Source organism: Corynebacterium sp. MSK204, from assembly GCF_030229885.1.
Classification (GTDB): domain Bacteria; phylum Actinomycetota; class Actinomycetes; order Mycobacteriales; family Mycobacteriaceae; genus Corynebacterium.
The window spans coordinates 20629-37503 of record NZ_JASPGQ010000002.1; the positions used below are offsets into that span (position 1 = coordinate 20629).

A 16875-nucleotide genomic window follows, 5' to 3' on the forward strand; every position below is an offset into this window, starting at 1 on the left:
ATTTCTGGCTAATCGGCGGCCTGGGAGGCCATGGACACGGCGGTGATGGAACCATCGCCCACGCGAATGCGCAATTGCGCGCCGGGCGGTGATTGCTCATAAGAGCTAACGACCTCCGGATCGCTGCCATCTTTGGGCAAGACCTGGACAATAGAATACCCACGGGCAAGCGTCGCCGAAGGACCTAAAGCAGAAACCCGCGCGCGAAGGGACTCCACGTGCCGGGTCTCACGGTCTAAGAGCACCCGCAGTTCGCGGCGCATGCTCGTGCGCATGCGCTCGACCTCTTCGCGCCGAGCGCGGATTGGCGTCATCGGATCGGCCAGCACTGGGCGCGAGCGGATATTATCCAATCCACGGCGCTCGCGTTCTACCCAGCCGCGCAAGGCCGCCGCCATGCGGGATCGCGCCTCAGCGATGACCGCGCGTTCCTCTGCCACCGACGGGACCACGCGCTTGGCGGCGTCCGTCGGGGTAGCCGCGCGCAGATCTGCGACGTTATCGAGCACCGGACTATCCGGCTCGTGGCCAATCGCGGAGACCACCGGGGTGCTGGCGGCCACGACGGCGCGTTGCAGGGCTTCTTCAGAAAAGGGAAGGAGATCTTCGACGGAACCGCCACCGCGGGCGATGATGATGACATCGATCTCCGCATCGCCGTCGAGCTCCTGCAAGGCGGAAATCACCTCGGGGACGGTATTCGCCCCCTGAACAGCGGTATTAATGACGCGGAATTGCACGGCCGGCCACCTGTCGCGGGCTACCGCCACGACATCGCGCTCGGCGGCAGAACCGCGGCCGGTAATCAGGCCGATTTTCTGCGGGAGGTAGGGAAGCGGGCGCTTGCGCGCGGGATCAAAGAGGCCTTCTGCGGCAAGCTGCGCGCGCAGCTTTTCGATGCGCGCCAATAAATCGCCGATGCCCACGTGCCGAATCTCCGTGGTCCACAGGGAAAAGGATCCGCGGCCGGCATAAAAGGCGGGTTTGCCGTGCACGATGACGCGGTCGCCGTCTTTTAGCGGCGTGGGCAAGTTGTGCAGCATTGAGGAAGAGCAGGTCAATTGCACCGACTTTTCCTGCTGCACATCGCGCAGGGTGAGGTAGGACAGCTTCCAGGTGGGCTTGTAATTGATCTGCGTTAATTGGCCTTCCACCCACAGGTATCCAAGGCGCTCGATCCATCCCTTCACCTGGTCATTGACCTGGCCCACGGGCCACGGGGTCTCTGGAGTATTTGCCGGTTGATTCACGCAGCCACCCTTTCCATCTACAGCGCCATACGGTGCCCTTTAGTGTAGGTGCTCAAGGCACGTGGCGCCCCGCTTGGGTGGCCTAGATGGGCGCTTTCCCTGCTGGATAGCCCTTACTATTGTTTTGCTTTACCTTTCGATACTCTGGGAGGCATGACTGATGGTAAAAATGTTCTCCTCGCGGCACCGCGCGGTTACTGCGCTGGAGTGGACCGCGCCGTCGAGACCGTAGAAAAGGCGCTAGAAAAATACGGCGCACCCATTTATGTGCGCAAGCAAATCGTCCACAACCGTTATGTCGTTGAATCTTTGGCCAAGCGCGGAGTCATCTTCGTTGAAGAGGCCGCCGAGGCCCCGGAGGGTGCTCACCTCGTCTTTTCCGCCCACGGCATCTCCCCGGCGGTGCGCAATCAGGCACAGGAGCGCAAGCAATTGACCTTGGACGCTACCTGCCCCTTGGTGACTAAGGTGCACAAGGAAGCCCAGCGTTTCGAGAGCGATGGTTACCACATCCTCCTCGTGGGCCACGAAGGCCACGAGGAGGTAGAAGGCACCGCGGGCGAGGCCCCCGATGTTACGCATCTGGTCGATGGCGTCGACGGCGTGGACAAGCTGCCAGACTACCTGCAGGATGAGAAACTCATCTGGCTTTCGCAGACCACACTCTCGGTGGATGAGACCGTTGTCATCGTCAATAAGCTGCGCGAGCGTTTTCCGCACCTAGAAAACCCGCCGTCAGATGATATCTGCTACGCCACTCAAAACCGGCAAGAGTCCGTCAAAGCCATTGCACCGAAGTGCGATCTTATGATCGTGGTGGGGTCTAAGAACTCGTCCAACTCCGTGCGCCTCGTAGAAGTCGCGCTCGAGGCGGGTTCACGCGACTCCCACTTGGTGGATTTTGCCGACGAGATCGATGAATCGTGGCTAGACGGCGTAGAGACCGTTGGCGTGACCTGTGGCGCCTCCGTGCCAGAACTTCTTGTGCGCGAGGTGCTCGAATACTTGGATGAGCGCGGCTTTAATGACGTGGAGCAAGTGACCACCTCCACCGAATCCATTACTTTCGCGCTGCCGCGCGATCTGCGTCCTGCCCGCACCTAGCGCTGCAACGCCTAAAACGACAACAACCGTGAGCCTGGTGGCCTCTTAAAGAGTGCCGGGGCTCACGGTTTAGTTTATTCGTAGAGGTTATCGTCCCAACGCTGTTTCTTGGCAGTGTCTTTTGTCGAGGAAGCGAGATCTGGTTCGGGAGCCGGTGGTATCACGTCCCCTGCGCGCCGGTGCGGATCCGGTTGCAAGCGATTTTCGCGTTCCGCCTGTTGCTCGCGACGGCGCTCTTCTCGGTCGCGGCCACGGATGCGGTCCTGCGGCTTCCGCGGAGGTTGCGCCTGTGCGTGTGATCTGCGGCGGGAGGCGCGTGGAGAGGGGGCCTGCGGGTTTTCGGATCTATTGCGCGCCATGAGTTCCGCCACGGAAAGCCGTTCAGCGCGGTTCTGGCGATCCCGCTTCATGTCCGCGCGCCGCGCGACCTTTTGCTGATTCACAGCGCGTTGGGCGGCCTTGCGGAAGCGCATCCAGCGCAAGACGCCGATTGCGGTCGCGCCGAGAACCGCGATAAGCAACCACAGGAAGTTCTGGACCAGCGGATACACGGAGGTCAGCAGGGACGTTTTAGAAAAACTGGTGCCTTCCGGAGCATTGGACTTGGTGATGAAGATTCCCGCCGTCACCACGGTTACCGCGTACAAAATGGGGATGGACGCGATGGACAGGAATAATCCTCGCTCCTCAACGATGAGCGCTATGAGCAGGGAGCTGATGATGAGAAAGGCAAAGTACATCCAGCCTATGGAGCCGACAAGAATGGAAATCAATGCGCCGGTGAGCAAAAGTGCCGCCAATAGTCCAAGGCCCTTCAGCAGCGAGATGCTCGGCATGCTCAGGCTTTGCGCGGCGGTAGGCTTTCGTTGTTTGGCTAGTGACACGTCGCAAAATCCTACCGTCTGGCGCGGGCCAATGGCTATATCCACGCAGTAAAACTGCCTAGATTTTAAGAAGAATTTGTCCCGCGCGGCCACGTATCAATGGGGGAGGGCTCGCGCGGCGCTCTGTTCGTACGGCCGGGAATCTCCATTTCGTGCAGCTTGCGGGCGGTCACGCCCACGCGCGAATCAAGCGAGGAGAGCGTGGAATTATAGGCTTCTACTGCCTTTTCGAGTCCTTGGCCCACCTTGCCATAGTGCTCCGAAAGGGTATTGAGACGCGAATAGAGCTCACGTCCCAAGCGTTGGACTTCTTTTGCCTTGGCGGAAATATCTTCCTGGTGCCACCCCATAGCTACCGTGCGCAAGAGCGCGAAGAGTGAGCTCGGGGTCGCGATGACGACGTTGCGTTCAAAACCGAACTCGATGAGCTCAGGATCGACCGATAACGCAGCATCGAGGAAAGGATCCGCGGGTACGAAGAGCACCACGAATTCCGGGGTGGGTTGGAAGGCCTCAATATAGTCTTTGTGGGATAGCGCCTGGATGTGACTGCGCAGCTGATGCGCGTGGCGGCGCAGGTAGCCGGCGTGTTCTTCTGGATCGTCGGTTTCTAGCGCATCGAGGTATGAAGAGAACGGAACCTTGGCATCGACGATGATATGCCTGCCACCGGCCAAGTTGATGAGCATATCTGGGCGCACGATGCGGCCATTTAAGGGGGCAGAGACTTGGGAATCGAAGTCCACGTGCCGTCTCATGCCGCCGAGTTCGACGACGCGCTCTAGCTGGATCTCGCCCCACCGCCCGCGCACATTGGGCGAGCGGAGAGCCGTAACGAGCTGATCCGTGCGCTCTGTTAGCCGGGACGAGGTGCGGGTCACCGCCTGCACTTGGCTGGACAGGGAGGCTAAGTGGGCGGTGCGGTCTTCTTCCAGTTCTTGTAGCTGGAATCCGAGCCTATCCATGGCCTTTTCTAGCGGTTGCAGCTCGGCCTGGCGGCGCTGCGATTCCTGCAGCGCCCGGTGCTCCTCGCTCGGCGCGGAGCGGGACACGGAATGGGAGTGGGCCAACCAACCCAGCACGGCGCCCAATAGGAGACCGATGAACAGCAGCAGCACAGGCAAAGTGGATGTCATGGAATCCACTATGACACGTGCTGCCGACATGGCACACTATTTATTCGAATCTCCGTTCAAAAGATTTTCGAAGGCATCCCGCGCGCGGCGCAGGTTGGAGCGCATGCTCGGATCGTCATAGTCGTCCGGGGTGGAATCGACGTCGACGGAATCATCCAGGGTGTTAGACGCGCCATCGGATGCGGCATCGGCGCCTGCGATATCGGGGTTGGCGTGTTCTGGAACCTTGCGCCACTGCTCGCGCTTGTATTGCGCCTGCTCTTCGGTATAGCGGCCGATGAGATAGCCCGCGACGGTGGAGTAATTGAGCTCGGAGGAGTGTTTTTCCCCGGACTGCAGCTTCATCATGTCCTGCACGTAGCGATAGGCAACCGCGATCATGGCGGCGGTCGGCACGGCCAGGAATCCACCGATGAGTCCAAAGAGCGCGGAGCCGACGATGACGGAGACCAAAACAATAACTGGGTGCAGGTTCATGGCCTTTGCCTGCAGCCACGGCGAGAGTACATTGCCTTCAAGCTGCTGGACCAAAATAACGAGGCCCAAGACCAACAGTGCTTGGGTAAAGCCCAAAGATACCAAGGCGATAACCACTGCGAGCGCGCCAGAGACAATGGCGCCGACGAACGGGATGAAGCCGGCGATGAAGGTAATGATCGCCAGGGCCATCGCCAAGGGCACGCCGATAAGCACGAGGCCGAGGCCGATAAAGATGGCATCGATAAGCGAGACCACCGCCTGCGCCCGAATGAATCCGCCCAGGGTATTCCAGGCGCGCGTGAGCAATTCCGTGAGGTGCCAGCCGGCGCGCCGGCCTGTGGCATCGCGCAGCCACGGCAGGAATTTGGTGCCGTCCTTGAGGAAGAAGAAGGTGAGCACCAAGACAATGAACACCGTGACGAAAAATGAGGTGGCATTGCCGATACCCGTAAATACAGACCCGGCGATAACGCCCGCACGCTCCTGCAACCAGCCTGCGGCCTCGTCGATATAGGTGCTCATATCGTCGCTATCGAGGTTCAAGGGTGGGCCCTGGGCCCAAACCTGGAGCTGCTGGATGCCGGAGACCGTTTGTAGGTAGAGCGACTGGGATTGCCGCATGAAGTCCGGCGCCACCGAGGCGATGAGCCCACCGACGGCGGCTGAAGAGAGCAGGATTGTCACAATCGCTGCCAGGCCCGCGGGTAGTCCCTTTGTTCGCATCCAACGCGCCATGGGGTTAAGCACTGTACAGATAATAAGAGCCAAGAGCACTGGAAGGATGCCTTGCCAGAAGCTACCCAGGACCTGATATACAGCAAAAAGGAAAACGCCGATTATCAGCAGGCGCACGGCCCACAGGGAGGTCGATTTCACCATTTCGCCCGCAATGACGGAGCGATCGACCTGATTGCCCGGGGGATGTGGCGATACGTCGTCCAATTGGCTGGTGTCGAAGTCACCGTCCATCTTATCGCCCGGGCTCGCCTGCGGCTTTTCGGGTGTTGGTTGCTTATCAGAACTCACCCCACCATCTTGCCTCATAACGCGGTAGGTGCGTTAGGATTAGCCCCGTGAGTCTTACACTAGGAATCGTCGGCTTGCCCAATGTGGGCAAGTCCACTTTGTTTAATGCCCTGACCCGTTCCGAAATCTTGGCGGCTAATTACCCATTCGCCACCATCGAGCCCAACGTCGGCTTGGTGGAGCTGCCGGATCCCCGTTTGGACACCCTCGCTAAGATGTTCAACTCCGAGCGCATCTTGCCGGCAACCGTGTCCTTCGTGGATATTGCCGGCATCGTCGCAGGTGCCTCGCAGGGCGAGGGTATGGGAAACGCCTTCCTAGCCAATATCCGCGAGGCCGACGCTATCTGCCAGGTGGTCCGCGCCTTTTCTGATGACAATGTCATCCACGTCGATGGCCAGGTAGATCCCGGCAATGACATTTCCGTTATTAATACAGAGCTGATTCTGGCGGATCTGCAGACCATCGAGAAGGCCCTGCCGCGCCTAGAAAAGGATGCCCGGAAGAATAAGGACTTGGCGCCTGTGGTGGAGGCCACCAAGAAGGCGCAGGAAATCCTAGAGGATGACCGCACCCTCTTCGCCGCCGCCAAGACCGGCGAGATTGATCTTTCCCTCGTGCGCGAGCTGCACCTGATGACGGCTAAGCCCTTCCTCTATGTCTTTAACTCGGATGAGGCTGTGCTTACCGATGCCGCCAAGAAGGAAGAGCTGCGCCAGCTCGTCGCCCCAGCAGATTGCGTCTTCCTCGATGCACAGACCGAGTCTGAGCTCTTGGAGCTGGATGAGGACGAGGCAAGCGAGTTGCTCGAGGCAGTAGGCCAAGAAGAGCCCGGCTTGGCTACCCTGGCCAAGGCCGGATTCTCCACCTTGGGCCTGCAGACCTACCTCACCGCTGGTGAAAAGGAAGCCCGCGCGTGGACCATTAAGCAAGGCGCTGCCGCACCCCAGGCCGCTGGAGTTATCCACACCGACTTTGAAAAGAAGTTCATCAAGGCTGAAATCGTCTCCTTCGACGATCTCGTTGCCGCCGGCTCCATGGCCGAGGCGCGCGCCAACGGCAAGGTCCGTCAAGAAGGCAAGGACTACATCATGCACGATGGCGACGTGTGTGACTTCAAGATCGGTGGCTAAATCCTAGCTTGTTGCAGGTTGCGAAAGTAAACGTGGCGAGCGCGCGAATGTAGAGTTATCCTATTTGCGTACCCAACAACAATAAGGAGATCATAATAATGGCTGAGCTAGAAAACAAGACGATCGCAATCATTGCTACGAATGACTTTGAAGACTCCGAGCTGACCTCTCCGCTAGAGGCTGTGCAGAAGGCCGGCGCTACCGTGAAGGTTCTGGCGCCTAAGGCTGGCACCATTACGGGCAAGAACGGTACCGAGATTAACGTTGATGCTACGACCAAGGACTCCGAGGGTGAGACCTTCGACGGCATCATCTTGCCTGGCGGCACCAATAACGCTGACCTCATCCGCCTGGATGAGGCAGCCGTTAGCATCGTGCGCAAGCACATGGGCGAGGACCGCCCCTTGGGCGCCATCTGCCACGGCGGTTGGATTCTAGCCGATGCAGAGGCCCTCAAGGGTCGCACCTTGACGTCCTTCCCGTCCCTGCAGACCGATCTCCGCAACGCAGGTGCTACCTGGGTTGATGAAGAGGTCCACTGCGATCAGGGCTTGGTCTCCTCCCGTACCCCGGATGACCTGCCTGCATTCAACGCGAAGTTGGTTGAAGAGTTCGCCGAGGGCCAGCACTAAATTAGGCTAGAGCCTTCATTACTCCCTACGCGCCAGATGGTGAGAAACCTCCTGGTTCGTAGGGAGATTTTTCGTCTATAGCGGCATTTTTGAACTCGCTAGGGCGGATCAAGGATTTGGTTGAATGTTTAAGGATTCTCGCCGTCTGCTAACCTATGAACCCAGAAGGGGAGTAGTTCCTACGGTGCCCACCCGCGCCGCGATGACTGGTCGACACACTGGCTTAATAGCCCGGCCACTCAGCATCGATGCATCGATGCGAACGAGACCTTCGGACTGATTCTGGTTGCCGAAGGGAGAGTAGTGGACCTTGTCTTCTTTAAGTACTGAGCAGCGTATTTTAGAGCGCTTTATGATGTTGTCCATCGCCGCGGCGGTGGCGACAATTGTCCTGAAATCCTTGGCGGCGTGGCTGACGGGCTCGGTTGGTTTCTTCTCTGATGCCCTCGAATCCCTCGTGAACCTCGTGGCAGCCATCGCTGGCTATTGCGCTTTGCGCATTGCCGCTAAGCCTGCCGATGATAATCACCACTTTGGCCACGGCAAGGCGGAGTATATTTCCGCGTTGGTAGAAGGGGCGATGATCTTCCTCGCAGCAGGGGCCATCATCTACACCGCGGTCCAACGCCTTTTTACTCCCCAGCCCGTTGAAGAAGGCGGTTGGGGTTTAGCGCTGTCGCTCTTGTCCTCGTTGTTCAATCTGGGCGTCGGTCTAGCCTTGATCAAGGCGGGTAAGCGCTACCGGTCTGCGACGCTAAATGCGGATGGGCATCACCTGATTACGGATGTGTGGACCTCCGCCGGCGTCCTCGCGGGCATGGCTGCGGTGTATCTCACGGGCTGGTTGTGGCTCGATGCGCTTGTGGCCTTGGCCGTTGGCATCAATATCTTGTGGACTGGATTTAAGATTTTGCGCGATTCTGTCAGCAGCCTGCTTTCTGAGGCCCTTCCGCAAGAAGAGCAAGATCAAATTTGGGATCTTTTAGCTGAACTGGAAAAAGAAAAGTCCGTGACCTTCACGGACCGGCGCACGGTAGCCTCTGGCAGGCAAAGAATGGTCTACCTGACCATGGAGGTGCCGGCGAACTGGAGCGTTTTATACTCGCACGAGATTGCCGATGACGTCGAAGTCGCCCTTGACCAGCTTTTCCCCGGATGCAGTGTGTTTATTCACGTGGAGCCGGCCGGCGTTGCACATCGCCGCCCACTTCCATTCCGGCAATAAATAAAGGTCCAAGGCGTACTGCCCGGGGCCTTTATTCGCGTTTTATTAAGCCTTGACGCTTACTTCCTCGTCGGAGTCTTCCTCCATGATGTGCTTGACGCCGTTTTCGGCTTCATCCCACACCTCTTGGTTTTGGATGCCTGCGCGCTTGGCGACGACCGTCGCGCACAATGCCTGACCCGTGACGTTCAGCGCCGTACGGCCCATGTCAATGATGGGTTCAACGGCCAGCAGCAAACCGACGCCAGCCAGCGGCAGTCCCAGCGTGGACAGGGTCAGCGTGAGCATAACCGTCGCGCCAGTGGTACCCGCGGTAGCCGCGGAACCAATGACGGAGACGAAGATGATGAGTAGGTACTGCGTGAAGTCCAGGTCTACGCCGTAGAATTGCGCGACGAAGATCGCAGCAACAGCGGGGTAGACGGAGGCGCAGCCATCCATCTTCGTGGTAGCGCCGAGTGGCACTGCAAAGGACGCATACTCGGTGGGAACGCCCAAGGCACGTTCGCTAAAGCGTTGCGTTGCGGGCATAACACCCATGGAAGAACGGGTGACAAAGCCCAAGGACGTTACCGGCCAGATGCGCTTGTAGAAGCCCTTGACCGGAATATTGTTGAACTTCAGCACTGCAGGGTAGACCACGGCGAAGACGATGGCTAGACCCACATACATTGCCAAGACGAACTTGCCCAGCGAGCCAAGTGCGTCCCAACCGTAGGTAGCAACGGCCTTACCGATAAGCGCTGCGGTACCAATCGGTGCCAGGCGGATAATCCACCACAGGACCTTCTGGATGACCTTGAGGAAGGACTCCGTAAAGTGCAGGAAGGGATCGGCAGCCTTACCGGTCTGTACGGCGGCGATGCCAATGGCCAAGGAAATAACCAGCAGCTGAAGCGCACCGAAATTGAGGGTAACTTCGCCATCGCTAGCAGAGGCCGTAAGCCCGATGAAGTTTTGAGGGAGCAGCTGCTCGAAGAAGGCAGTCCACGAACCAACGCTAGACGGATCCCCCGCAGTGGATGCATCGACGCTCGTGCCAGCACCGGGCTTCAAGACTAATGCCACGACGATGCCCACAAGGACGGAGAAGAACGCCGTAATGGCGAACCACACCAACGTAGAAATGGCCAGTGACGCTGCATTGGCAACCTTGCGCAGGTTGGCCACCGAGGTGACTACCGCGGCGAAGATGAGCGGCGGAACCATGACCTTCAATAGTTGGACATAGGCGCCACCAACTCCGCTGAGCAGGCTGGTCAGCCACCCTGGATTATCTGGATCGGTATCCATTCCAGATGCAATCAGTCCCAGGATAAGGCCGATGATAAGGCCCGCAATGACTTGCGCGCCAAACCCCGTTGCCCAGCTAGGCAGCTTGGGGCGAGAGGAAACTTTTTGTGTCATAGAACGTCCTTTAGAAATCAACTGAACAGGTCTGACTATTTGTTGAGTACGGTTCTGTTCAACTTCAACTAGTTTCACTTTATTCCACACGTCAAACCGCAAAGAAAAAGGGTCTCGTTTGCAGCAGGGGAATCGCAAAGACCGCTTTGCAGACAAAGCAGTTCAGTACCTACTCTCGCTTTCGCCTTCAGCCGCGACCTCCATCCCCGCCTTTTATTCCCTCATCCTGCAGACCCGCCCTTCGCGCTCACCGCGAAAGTCGGATGGCCCGATTGAGCGCTTCCCCGTGAGCGCGAAGGGCGGCGGGGCGATTCATAAGGTTTCGATTGAACACACTGTTCGCCCGCTCGAATTCGTTCACTTCACCTTCGCGCTCACCGCGAGCACGGTGCCCCGTTAAAGACCGCCGCCCGTGAGCGCGAAGGTCGGTGGTGCACCACGAGGAAACTAAGAGAACAGCGCTGAATCAATGCAGCGGGGCACCGTCAGCTGCCATACTGGAACGATGAAGATTCTGGTAACTGCTTTTGATGCCTTTGGTGGCGAAGAAATTAACCCTACGGAACGCGCGCTGGATAAGCTGCCGGACGAAATTGGCGGAGCGCAGATTATTAAGCACCCTGTGCCAACAGTGTTCGGTGAAGCACTGAAGCAGGCGATTGCTGTGGCCGAGGAAGAAGACGTGGACGCGGTGGTCTGCCTGGGGCAAGCCGCTGGGCGCGGCCATATCACTCCGGAACGAGTAGGTATCAACTTGGCGGATGCCTCCATTCCGGATAATGCTGGTAACCAGCCCAGCGATGAGTCAGTGGTTGAAGGTGGCCCTGCCGCGTACTTTTCTACCCTGCCGGTTAAGGCAATGGTCACAGCGATTCAGGAGGCGGAGATTCCGGCACGGGTCTCGACTACCGCGGGAACATTCGTCTGCAACCATCTGCTCTACGGCCTGTTGCACCATTTCAAAGATATGCAGGTAAAGGTAGGCTTTATCCACGTGCCGTTTATTAAGGAACAGGCTAAAGAACACAGCCCGATGCTGGAGCTTACGGAGGTCGTTCAGGGCGTGGAGCGCGCGATTGGCGCAGTGGCGAAAAACGCTTAGGGTCACCTTGCTAGAGAAATTTTCCGCCCAAATATAGATTTAAAGTCATGTCTCGCTTAAGTCCTCTCAACTGGCCGGTTGTGCGCCAGCTGCGTAGCGGCGATCCCTTTGGCAGGGATATCAATACGCAATCAACCAAGAGTAAGGAAAAGCACGGGCGCACGGTAGAAGCTGACCGCGTGGTGCAATCCGTGTGCCCATATTGCGCGGTTGGTTGCGCCCAGCGCGTATACGTCAAAGATAACCGAGTCATCCAGATTGAGGGCGATCCGGATTCGCCGATTTCGCGCGGGCGTTTGTGCCCCAAGGGCTCGGCATCGGAGCAGTTGGTCAATTCCGCAACGCGATTGACCAAGATTAAGTACCGCGCACCGCACTCCACCGAGTGGCAGGAGCTGGATGAAGACACCGCGATGGACATGATCGCGGATCGCTTCTTGGAGGCGCGCCGGAAGGGCTGGCAAGACACCGATGACTCGGGGCGGACTCTAAACCGCACGATGGGTGTCGCTGGACTTGGTGGCGCGACCTTGGATAATGAGGAAAACTACCTCATTAAGAAGCTTTTTACCGCTGCCGGTGCGGTGCAGCTCGAAAACCAGGCGCGCATATGACACTCCGCCACAGTTCCTAGTTTAGGAACTTCGTTTGGCCGCGGCGGCGCAACCCAACCGCTGCAGGATATGGCGAATGCTGATTGCATCGTCATCGAGGGCTCGAATATGGCCGAGTGCCACCCAGTGGGATTCCAGTGGGTCGTAGAAGCCAAAAAGCGTGGTGCCCGCATTATTCACGTGGACCCGCGTTATACGCGTACCTCTGCGTTCTCCAACCGTCACATTGGCATTCGCGGAGGTACCGACGTGGTGCTGCTAGGCGCGGTTATCAACCATATGCTCCAAAATGAGCTGTACTTCCGCGACTATGTCGTTGCATATACCAATGCGCCGATGATTATCTCGGAGGACTACCAGGACACCGAGGAACTGGACGGACTGTTTTCTGGATATGACCCAGAAACCGGCACGTACGTGACCGATTCGTGGCAGTACGTGCAAAAGCCGGAAGGTTCCTCCTGGAATGTCGAGCGCGATGACACTCTGGAGCACCCGAATTCAGTCTTCCAGATTCTCAAGCGCCACTATGCGCGCTATACCTCTGAGCTGGTAGAAGAAACCTGCGGCATCGCCCAGGAAGACTTCTTCTACCTGGCGGATTCCATTGCGCAGAATTCCGATCCGGAACACACCACGTGTTTCGCCTATGCCTTGGGCTTTACCCAACACACCTTGGGCGCGCAATTCATCCGCACCGCTGCGATCCTGCAGCTTTTGATGGGCAATGTGGGTCGCCCGGGCTCGGGAATCATGGCCCTGCGCGGGCACGCCTCCATTCAGGGCTCCACCGATATTCCGACGCTCTTCCACTCCCTGCCTGGCTACCTGCCCATGCCGAGCGTGGAAAAGCAGACGTGGCCGGAATTTGTGGATGAGATCCGGGATGAGTCCCAAAAGGGCTTCTGGCAGATTGGCGAGAATTACGCCGTGTCCTTGATGAAGTCCTACTGGGGAGATGCGGCGACCAAGGAAAATAACTGGGGCTATGACCTCATGCCGCGCATTTTCGGCGCGCATTCTACCTATGAAACCCTGCAGGCCATGCTCAATGGTCAGGTAGATGGCTACTTCGTCTTCGGGCAGAACCCGGCGGTGGCGCAGTCCAATGGTGGCATGCAGCGCCGCGGTTTGGCATCGCTGAAGTGGCTGGTCGTGCGCGATTTCCAGGAAATCGAAACCGCATCGTTCTGGAAGGACGCGCCGGAGATTAAAAACGGCGAGCTGAAGACGGAAGACATCGAAACCGAGGTCTTCTTGATGCCCGCTGCCACCCACGTGGAAAAGGCTGGTACCTTTACCCAGACGCAGCGCATGCTGCAGTGGCGTTTCCAAGCGGCACCGCCGCCAGGCGATGCCAAGAGCGAGCTGTGGTTCTTCTACCAGCTGGGTAAGAAGCTCAAGGAACGCCTGCGCGATTCCACTGATCCGCGCGATCTCCCGCTCCAGAAGGTGACGTGGGATTATGCGGAAAATGAGGAAGGCGAGCCGAACTCTGAGGACGTCCTCAAAGAGATCAACGGCTACTACTTGGATGGTCCCAAGAAGGGCCAGCTTTTGCCCACCTTCGTGGAGATGAAGAATGACGGCACGACTTCCGGCGGCTGCTGGATCTACACCGGCGTGTACAAGGATGGCGTTAACCAGTCCGCGCGCAAGGTCCCGGGGTCGGAGCAGAACGAGGTCGCGCCCGAGTGGGGCTGGGTTTGGCCTGCTAACCGCCGCATTTTGTATAACCGCGCTTCGGCCAAGCCGGATGGCACCCCGTGGTCCGAGCGCAAGAAGTACGTGTGGTGGGACGAGGCCCAGGGCAAGTGGGTAGGCGATGACGTCCCTGACTTCCCTGTGACGAAGTCGCCGGAGTACAAGGCACCTGCCGATGCCGTCGGTCCAGACGCCCTCGATGGCACGGACGCTTTCATCATGCAGGCGGACGGTCGCGGTTGGCTCTTTGCGCCTTCCGGGCTTTCCGATGGCCCCTTGCCTACCCACTATGAGCCGCAGGAGTCCCCGGTTACGAACGTGCTGTATAAGCAGCAGCAATCGCCGACGCGCTTGGCCATCAAGCGCCCGGATAACCTGCAGCGCCCAGAACCGGGTATGCCTGGTGCGGAGGTTTTCCCGTTCGTATTTTCTACTTACCGCCTAACAGAGATGTATACCTCGGGTGCGATGTCGCGCCGCCTGCCTTATTTGGCGGAGCTGCAGCCAGGCCTATTCTGCGAGGTGGATAAGGACTTGGCCGCAAAGCGCGGCCTGGAAAATGGCGAGTGGGCGACGATTATCTCGCCGCGCGGTGTGATTGAGGCGCAGGTCTTGGTCACCGATCGCATGCAGATGTTGAAGATCAATGGGGAAGAATTCCACCAGATTGGCCTGCCCTTCCACTACGGCGAGTCCGAGACCACCGCTGTGGCAGGCGACGGCGTTAACGATCTCTTGGGCCTTACGCTCGAGCCGAATGTGTTTATTCAGAACTCGAAGATCGGCGCCTGCGATATCCAGCCGGGCCGCCGACCTAGGGGAGAAGGCCGCTTGAAGCTGCTCAAGCAGTATCAGGAGCGGGCTCAGTTAAGCGTGGATTCTGGCAATGATTTGTTGTCGGTTCCGGACTCGTTTACCTATAACCCGGAGCCCGAAAAGCATGGCCAGCCTGGGGCGGAAAGTAGTGACGGCGATACGGCGAGTAATGGCGAAGAAGGTAAGTAAATGACTAATCTACTGACCGAGGACGCGGGCCGGCACGGCTATGATTCCTACCGCCGCATGGCCTTTTTCACCGATACGTCTGTGTGCATCGGCTGCAAGGCCTGCGAGGTCGCGTGCAAGGAATGGAACCGCAACCCGGTAGAAGGATATGACGTCACCGGTGATTCCTATGACAACACCGGCGCGCTAGGTGCTAATACGTGGCGGCACGTGGCCTTTGTGGAGCAAAACAATGACCGCATTGAGAAGGCGCGCGAAGAGGGAAAACAGCTTATTTCCCTTGGCATGCCTACCATCGGTGGCACACCGGACGAAGTCGATACCACTCCGCCGGATACGGATACGTTCCGGTGGTTGATGTCCTCGGACGTCTGCAAGCACTGCACGCATGCGGGGTGTTTGGACGTGTGCCCCACGGGCGCGCTCTTCCGCACAGAGTTTGGCACTGTGGTCGTCCAAGATGACGTGTGCAATGGCTGCGGAACCTGCGTGGCGGGGTGCCCCTTCGGCGTCATCGAACGCCGCGATGATGGCGGGGTATCGCTGAAATACGATAAGACCGCGACGGTGGATTATCAGGATAATTCGCACGCCGGTATTAATGTGCTGAAAAAGCTCAAGCAGCGCAAGCCCCAAGGCGCGGACCACACGCCGGGTGAGGCAATGCCGATTAAGAATGTGGGCGTCGCCCAGAAGTGCACCATGTGCTATGACCGCCTGAAACAGGGCGAGCAGCCGGCGTGCTCCAAGACGTGTCCTACCGATTCCATCCAATTCGGTACCTATGAGGACATGCTGGCCGCGGCGAAGGAGCGCGTGCGCGTCCTGCACGAACAAGGCATGACGGAGGCGCGGCTCTATGGCGCCAATGATAACGATGGCGTGGGCGGAACCGGCTCTATCTTCTTATTGCTGGATTCGCCAGAGGTCTATGGCTTGCCGCCGGATCCGCGTGTGCCCACCGCGGATTTGCCGAGCATGTATAAAACCGCGGCGAAGGCCATCGGCGGGATGGCGCTGGCCGTGGCGGGTTCCTTTTTGATTGGAGGGCGTAAATGAGCGGTTTTGATGAGTACCGGCCACCGCAGCCGGAGCGGCCGAATCGCTACCGCAACTTCGACGGGCCGAAGCGCAAGAAGAAGCGCAAGCGCCCGGGGGCGGGTGCGCAGGATGGCTCCAAAGAGGAGCGGATGGCAGAAGACTTCGAGTTTTCTTCCTATTACGGCAGGCCGGTAGTCAAGGCCCCGCCGTGGGAGTGGCCCATCGGTGGGTATTTCTTCTTGGGCGGCATTGCCGGCGGTTCGGGCCTTTTGGCTACCGGTGCACAGGCCGCGGGCAACGCGCCCTTGCGCCGGGCCACGCGGGTAGCGGCCTTTGGCGCGGCGGCCGCTGGATCGGTCTTTTTGATTTTGGATCTGGGCCGACCGGAGCGCGCGTTAAATATGTTCCGCGTATTCAAGGTGACCTCGCCGATGTCGCTCGGATCGTGGCTGCTCGCGGGCTTTTCCACCGCGGCGGCCATTCCTGCCGTGGTAGAGGTGGATGACGCGACCAAGCGGAAGCTGCCGCTGCCGAAGTGGCTGCGCGCGAGCCTAGGGAAGGCCGCGACTCCGGCCGGAGTGGTCACCGGTGTGCTCGGTGGCCCGCTGGCCGGATATACGGCGGTATTGTTGTCTAATACGTCCAACCCGGTATGGAATGACATGAAGCGGCACTTGCCCTATGTCTTTGTATCCTCTGCCTCGGCAGCGGCGTCCGGCCTGGCCATGGTGACCACCCCGGTGAAATACGCCGGTCCCGCCCGGGCCTTGGGCATGGCGGCCGCAGCCAGCGATATCGCGGCGACGAAGGTGCTAGAAAACAACATGGAGCCGGAGCCCCGCGAGGAATTGCATCACGGCACGCCGGGAAAGCTCATGCGCGCCTCGGAATACCTGATCGCCGCTGGCGGCGTGGGCAGCGCGGTGGCGGCGGCGACGAAGTCCCGCGCCGTGTCTGTGGCCTCGGGCCTAGCCTTGCTTGCCGGATCCGCGTGCACGCGCTTTGGCGTGCTCAACGCGGGCCTGGAAGCAGTCAAGAACCCGGCCACCACGATGGGCCCGCAAAAACGCCGCGCGGAGCGGCGCCGGCGCGAGCAGGGGCTTGCCACCGACGTGCTCAGCGCAGGCTAGCG

Annotated in this window: 13 protein-coding genes; 8 read left to right on the forward strand and 5 right to left on the reverse strand. The window is 59.0% G+C overall.

Annotated elements, in window-relative coordinates:
• Positions 1-8 precede the first annotated feature (8 nt).
• Complete coding sequence (gene xseA / locus QP908_RS01405; protein ID WP_239267942.1) at positions 9-1250, reverse strand: exodeoxyribonuclease VII large subunit; 1242 nt, start codon at positions 1248-1250, stop codon at positions 9-11.
• Positions 1251-1403: 153 nt separating this feature from the next.
• On the opposite strand from xseA, the gene QP908_RS01410 reads away from it, so the two are divergent.
• Positions 1404-2354, forward strand: coding sequence for a 4-hydroxy-3-methylbut-2-enyl diphosphate reductase (locus QP908_RS01410; protein WP_284771502.1), 951 nt, complete (start codon positions 1404-1406; stop codon positions 2352-2354).
• A 74-nt stretch (positions 2355-2428) separates the two neighbouring features.
• On the opposite strand, the gene QP908_RS01415 is transcribed toward QP908_RS01410, so the two are convergent.
• From QP908_RS01415 to QP908_RS01425, 3 genes are all read right to left on the reverse strand, one after another.
• Positions 2429-3238 (reverse strand): DUF6542 domain-containing protein, encoded by an 810-nt coding sequence (locus QP908_RS01415; RefSeq protein WP_239267939.1) that lies wholly within the window; start codon positions 3236-3238, stop codon positions 2429-2431.
• Between the two features lie 65 nt (positions 3239-3303).
• Positions 3304-4374, reverse strand: a complete 1071-nt coding sequence (locus QP908_RS01420) for a DNA recombination protein RmuC (protein WP_284771503.1) — start codon at positions 4372-4374, stop codon at positions 3304-3306.
• Positions 4375-4410: 36 nt separating this feature from the next.
• The gene (locus QP908_RS01425; protein WP_284771504.1) at positions 4411-5898 is read right to left on the reverse strand and encodes an AI-2E family transporter; all 1488 of its coding nucleotides are present in this window, start codon (positions 5896-5898) and stop codon (positions 4411-4413) included.
• Between the two features lie 29 nt (positions 5899-5927).
• On the opposite strand from QP908_RS01425, the gene ychF reads away from it, so the two are divergent.
• From ychF to QP908_RS01440, 3 genes are all read left to right on the forward strand, one after another.
• Positions 5928-7013, forward strand: a complete 1086-nt coding sequence (gene ychF / locus QP908_RS01430; RefSeq protein ID WP_284771505.1) for a redox-regulated ATPase YchF — start codon at positions 5928-5930, stop codon at positions 7011-7013.
• A gap of 98 nt (positions 7014-7111) precedes the next feature.
• Complete coding sequence (locus QP908_RS01435) at positions 7112-7645, forward strand: type 1 glutamine amidotransferase domain-containing protein (RefSeq protein ID WP_005282146.1); 534 nt, start codon at positions 7112-7114, stop codon at positions 7643-7645.
• A gap of 310 nt (positions 7646-7955) precedes the next feature.
• Positions 7956-8870 carry a cation diffusion facilitator family transporter gene (locus tag QP908_RS01440; RefSeq protein ID WP_474897287.1) on the forward strand — a complete coding sequence of 305 codons (915 nt, stop codon included), beginning with the start codon at positions 7956-7958 and terminating at the stop codon, positions 8868-8870.
• Between the two features lie 45 nt (positions 8871-8915).
• On the opposite strand, the gene QP908_RS01445 is transcribed toward QP908_RS01440, so the two are convergent.
• On the reverse strand, positions 8916-10277 hold the full coding sequence (locus QP908_RS01445; protein ID WP_284771506.1) for a dicarboxylate/amino acid:cation symporter: 1362 nt from the start codon (positions 10275-10277) through the stop codon (positions 8916-8918).
• A gap of 505 nt (positions 10278-10782) precedes the next feature.
• Between QP908_RS01445 and pcp the strand changes: the two genes are divergently transcribed.
• Genes pcp through nrfD form a run of 4 tightly spaced genes read left to right on the forward strand, consistent with a single transcriptional unit; the run spans position 10783 to position 16873 of the window.
• Complete coding sequence (gene pcp, locus QP908_RS01450) at positions 10783-11379, forward strand: pyroglutamyl-peptidase I (protein WP_284771507.1); 597 nt, start codon at positions 10783-10785, stop codon at positions 11377-11379.
• Positions 11380-11426: 47 nt separating this feature from the next.
• Positions 11427-14702, forward strand: coding sequence for a formate dehydrogenase-N subunit alpha (gene fdnG, locus QP908_RS01455; protein ID WP_284771508.1), 3276 nt, complete (start codon positions 11427-11429; stop codon positions 14700-14702).
• Positions 14703-15761, forward strand: a complete 1059-nt coding sequence (locus tag QP908_RS01460; protein ID WP_284771509.1) for a 4Fe-4S dicluster domain-containing protein — start codon at positions 14703-14705, stop codon at positions 15759-15761.
• A complete protein-coding gene (gene nrfD, locus QP908_RS01465) occupies positions 15758-16873 on the forward strand; it encodes an NrfD/PsrC family molybdoenzyme membrane anchor subunit (protein ID WP_284771510.1) in 1116 nt (371 codons plus the stop codon). Before QP908_RS01460 ends, nrfD begins: the two co-directional genes overlap by 4 nt.
• Positions 16874-16875 lie beyond the last annotated feature (2 nt).

Coding starts and splice junctions, on each gene's coding strand:
- QP908_RS01410 (WP_284771502.1), top strand. CDS start 1,404: ATGACTGATGGTAAAAATGTTCTCCTCGCGGCACCGCGCGGTTACTGC.
- QP908_RS01425 (WP_284771504.1), bottom strand. CDS start 5,898: ATGAGGCAAGATGGTGGGGTGAGTTCTGATAAGCAACCAACACCCGAA.
- QP908_RS01445 (WP_284771506.1), bottom strand. CDS start 10,277: ATGACACAAAAAGTTTCCTCTCGCCCCAAGCTGCCTAGCTGGGCAACG.
- QP908_RS01460 (WP_284771509.1), top strand. CDS start 14,703: ATGACTAATCTACTGACCGAGGACGCGGGCCGGCACGGCTATGATTCC.
- pcp (WP_284771507.1), top strand. CDS start 10,783: ATGAAGATTCTGGTAACTGCTTTTGATGCCTTTGGTGGCGAAGAAATT.
- QP908_RS01435 (WP_005282146.1), top strand. CDS start 7,112: ATGGCTGAGCTAGAAAACAAGACGATCGCAATCATTGCTACGAATGAC.
- QP908_RS01420 (WP_284771503.1), bottom strand. CDS start 4,374: ATGACATCCACTTTGCCTGTGCTGCTGCTGTTCATCGGTCTCCTATTG.
- nrfD (WP_284771510.1), top strand. CDS start 15,758: ATGAGCGGTTTTGATGAGTACCGGCCACCGCAGCCGGAGCGGCCGAAT.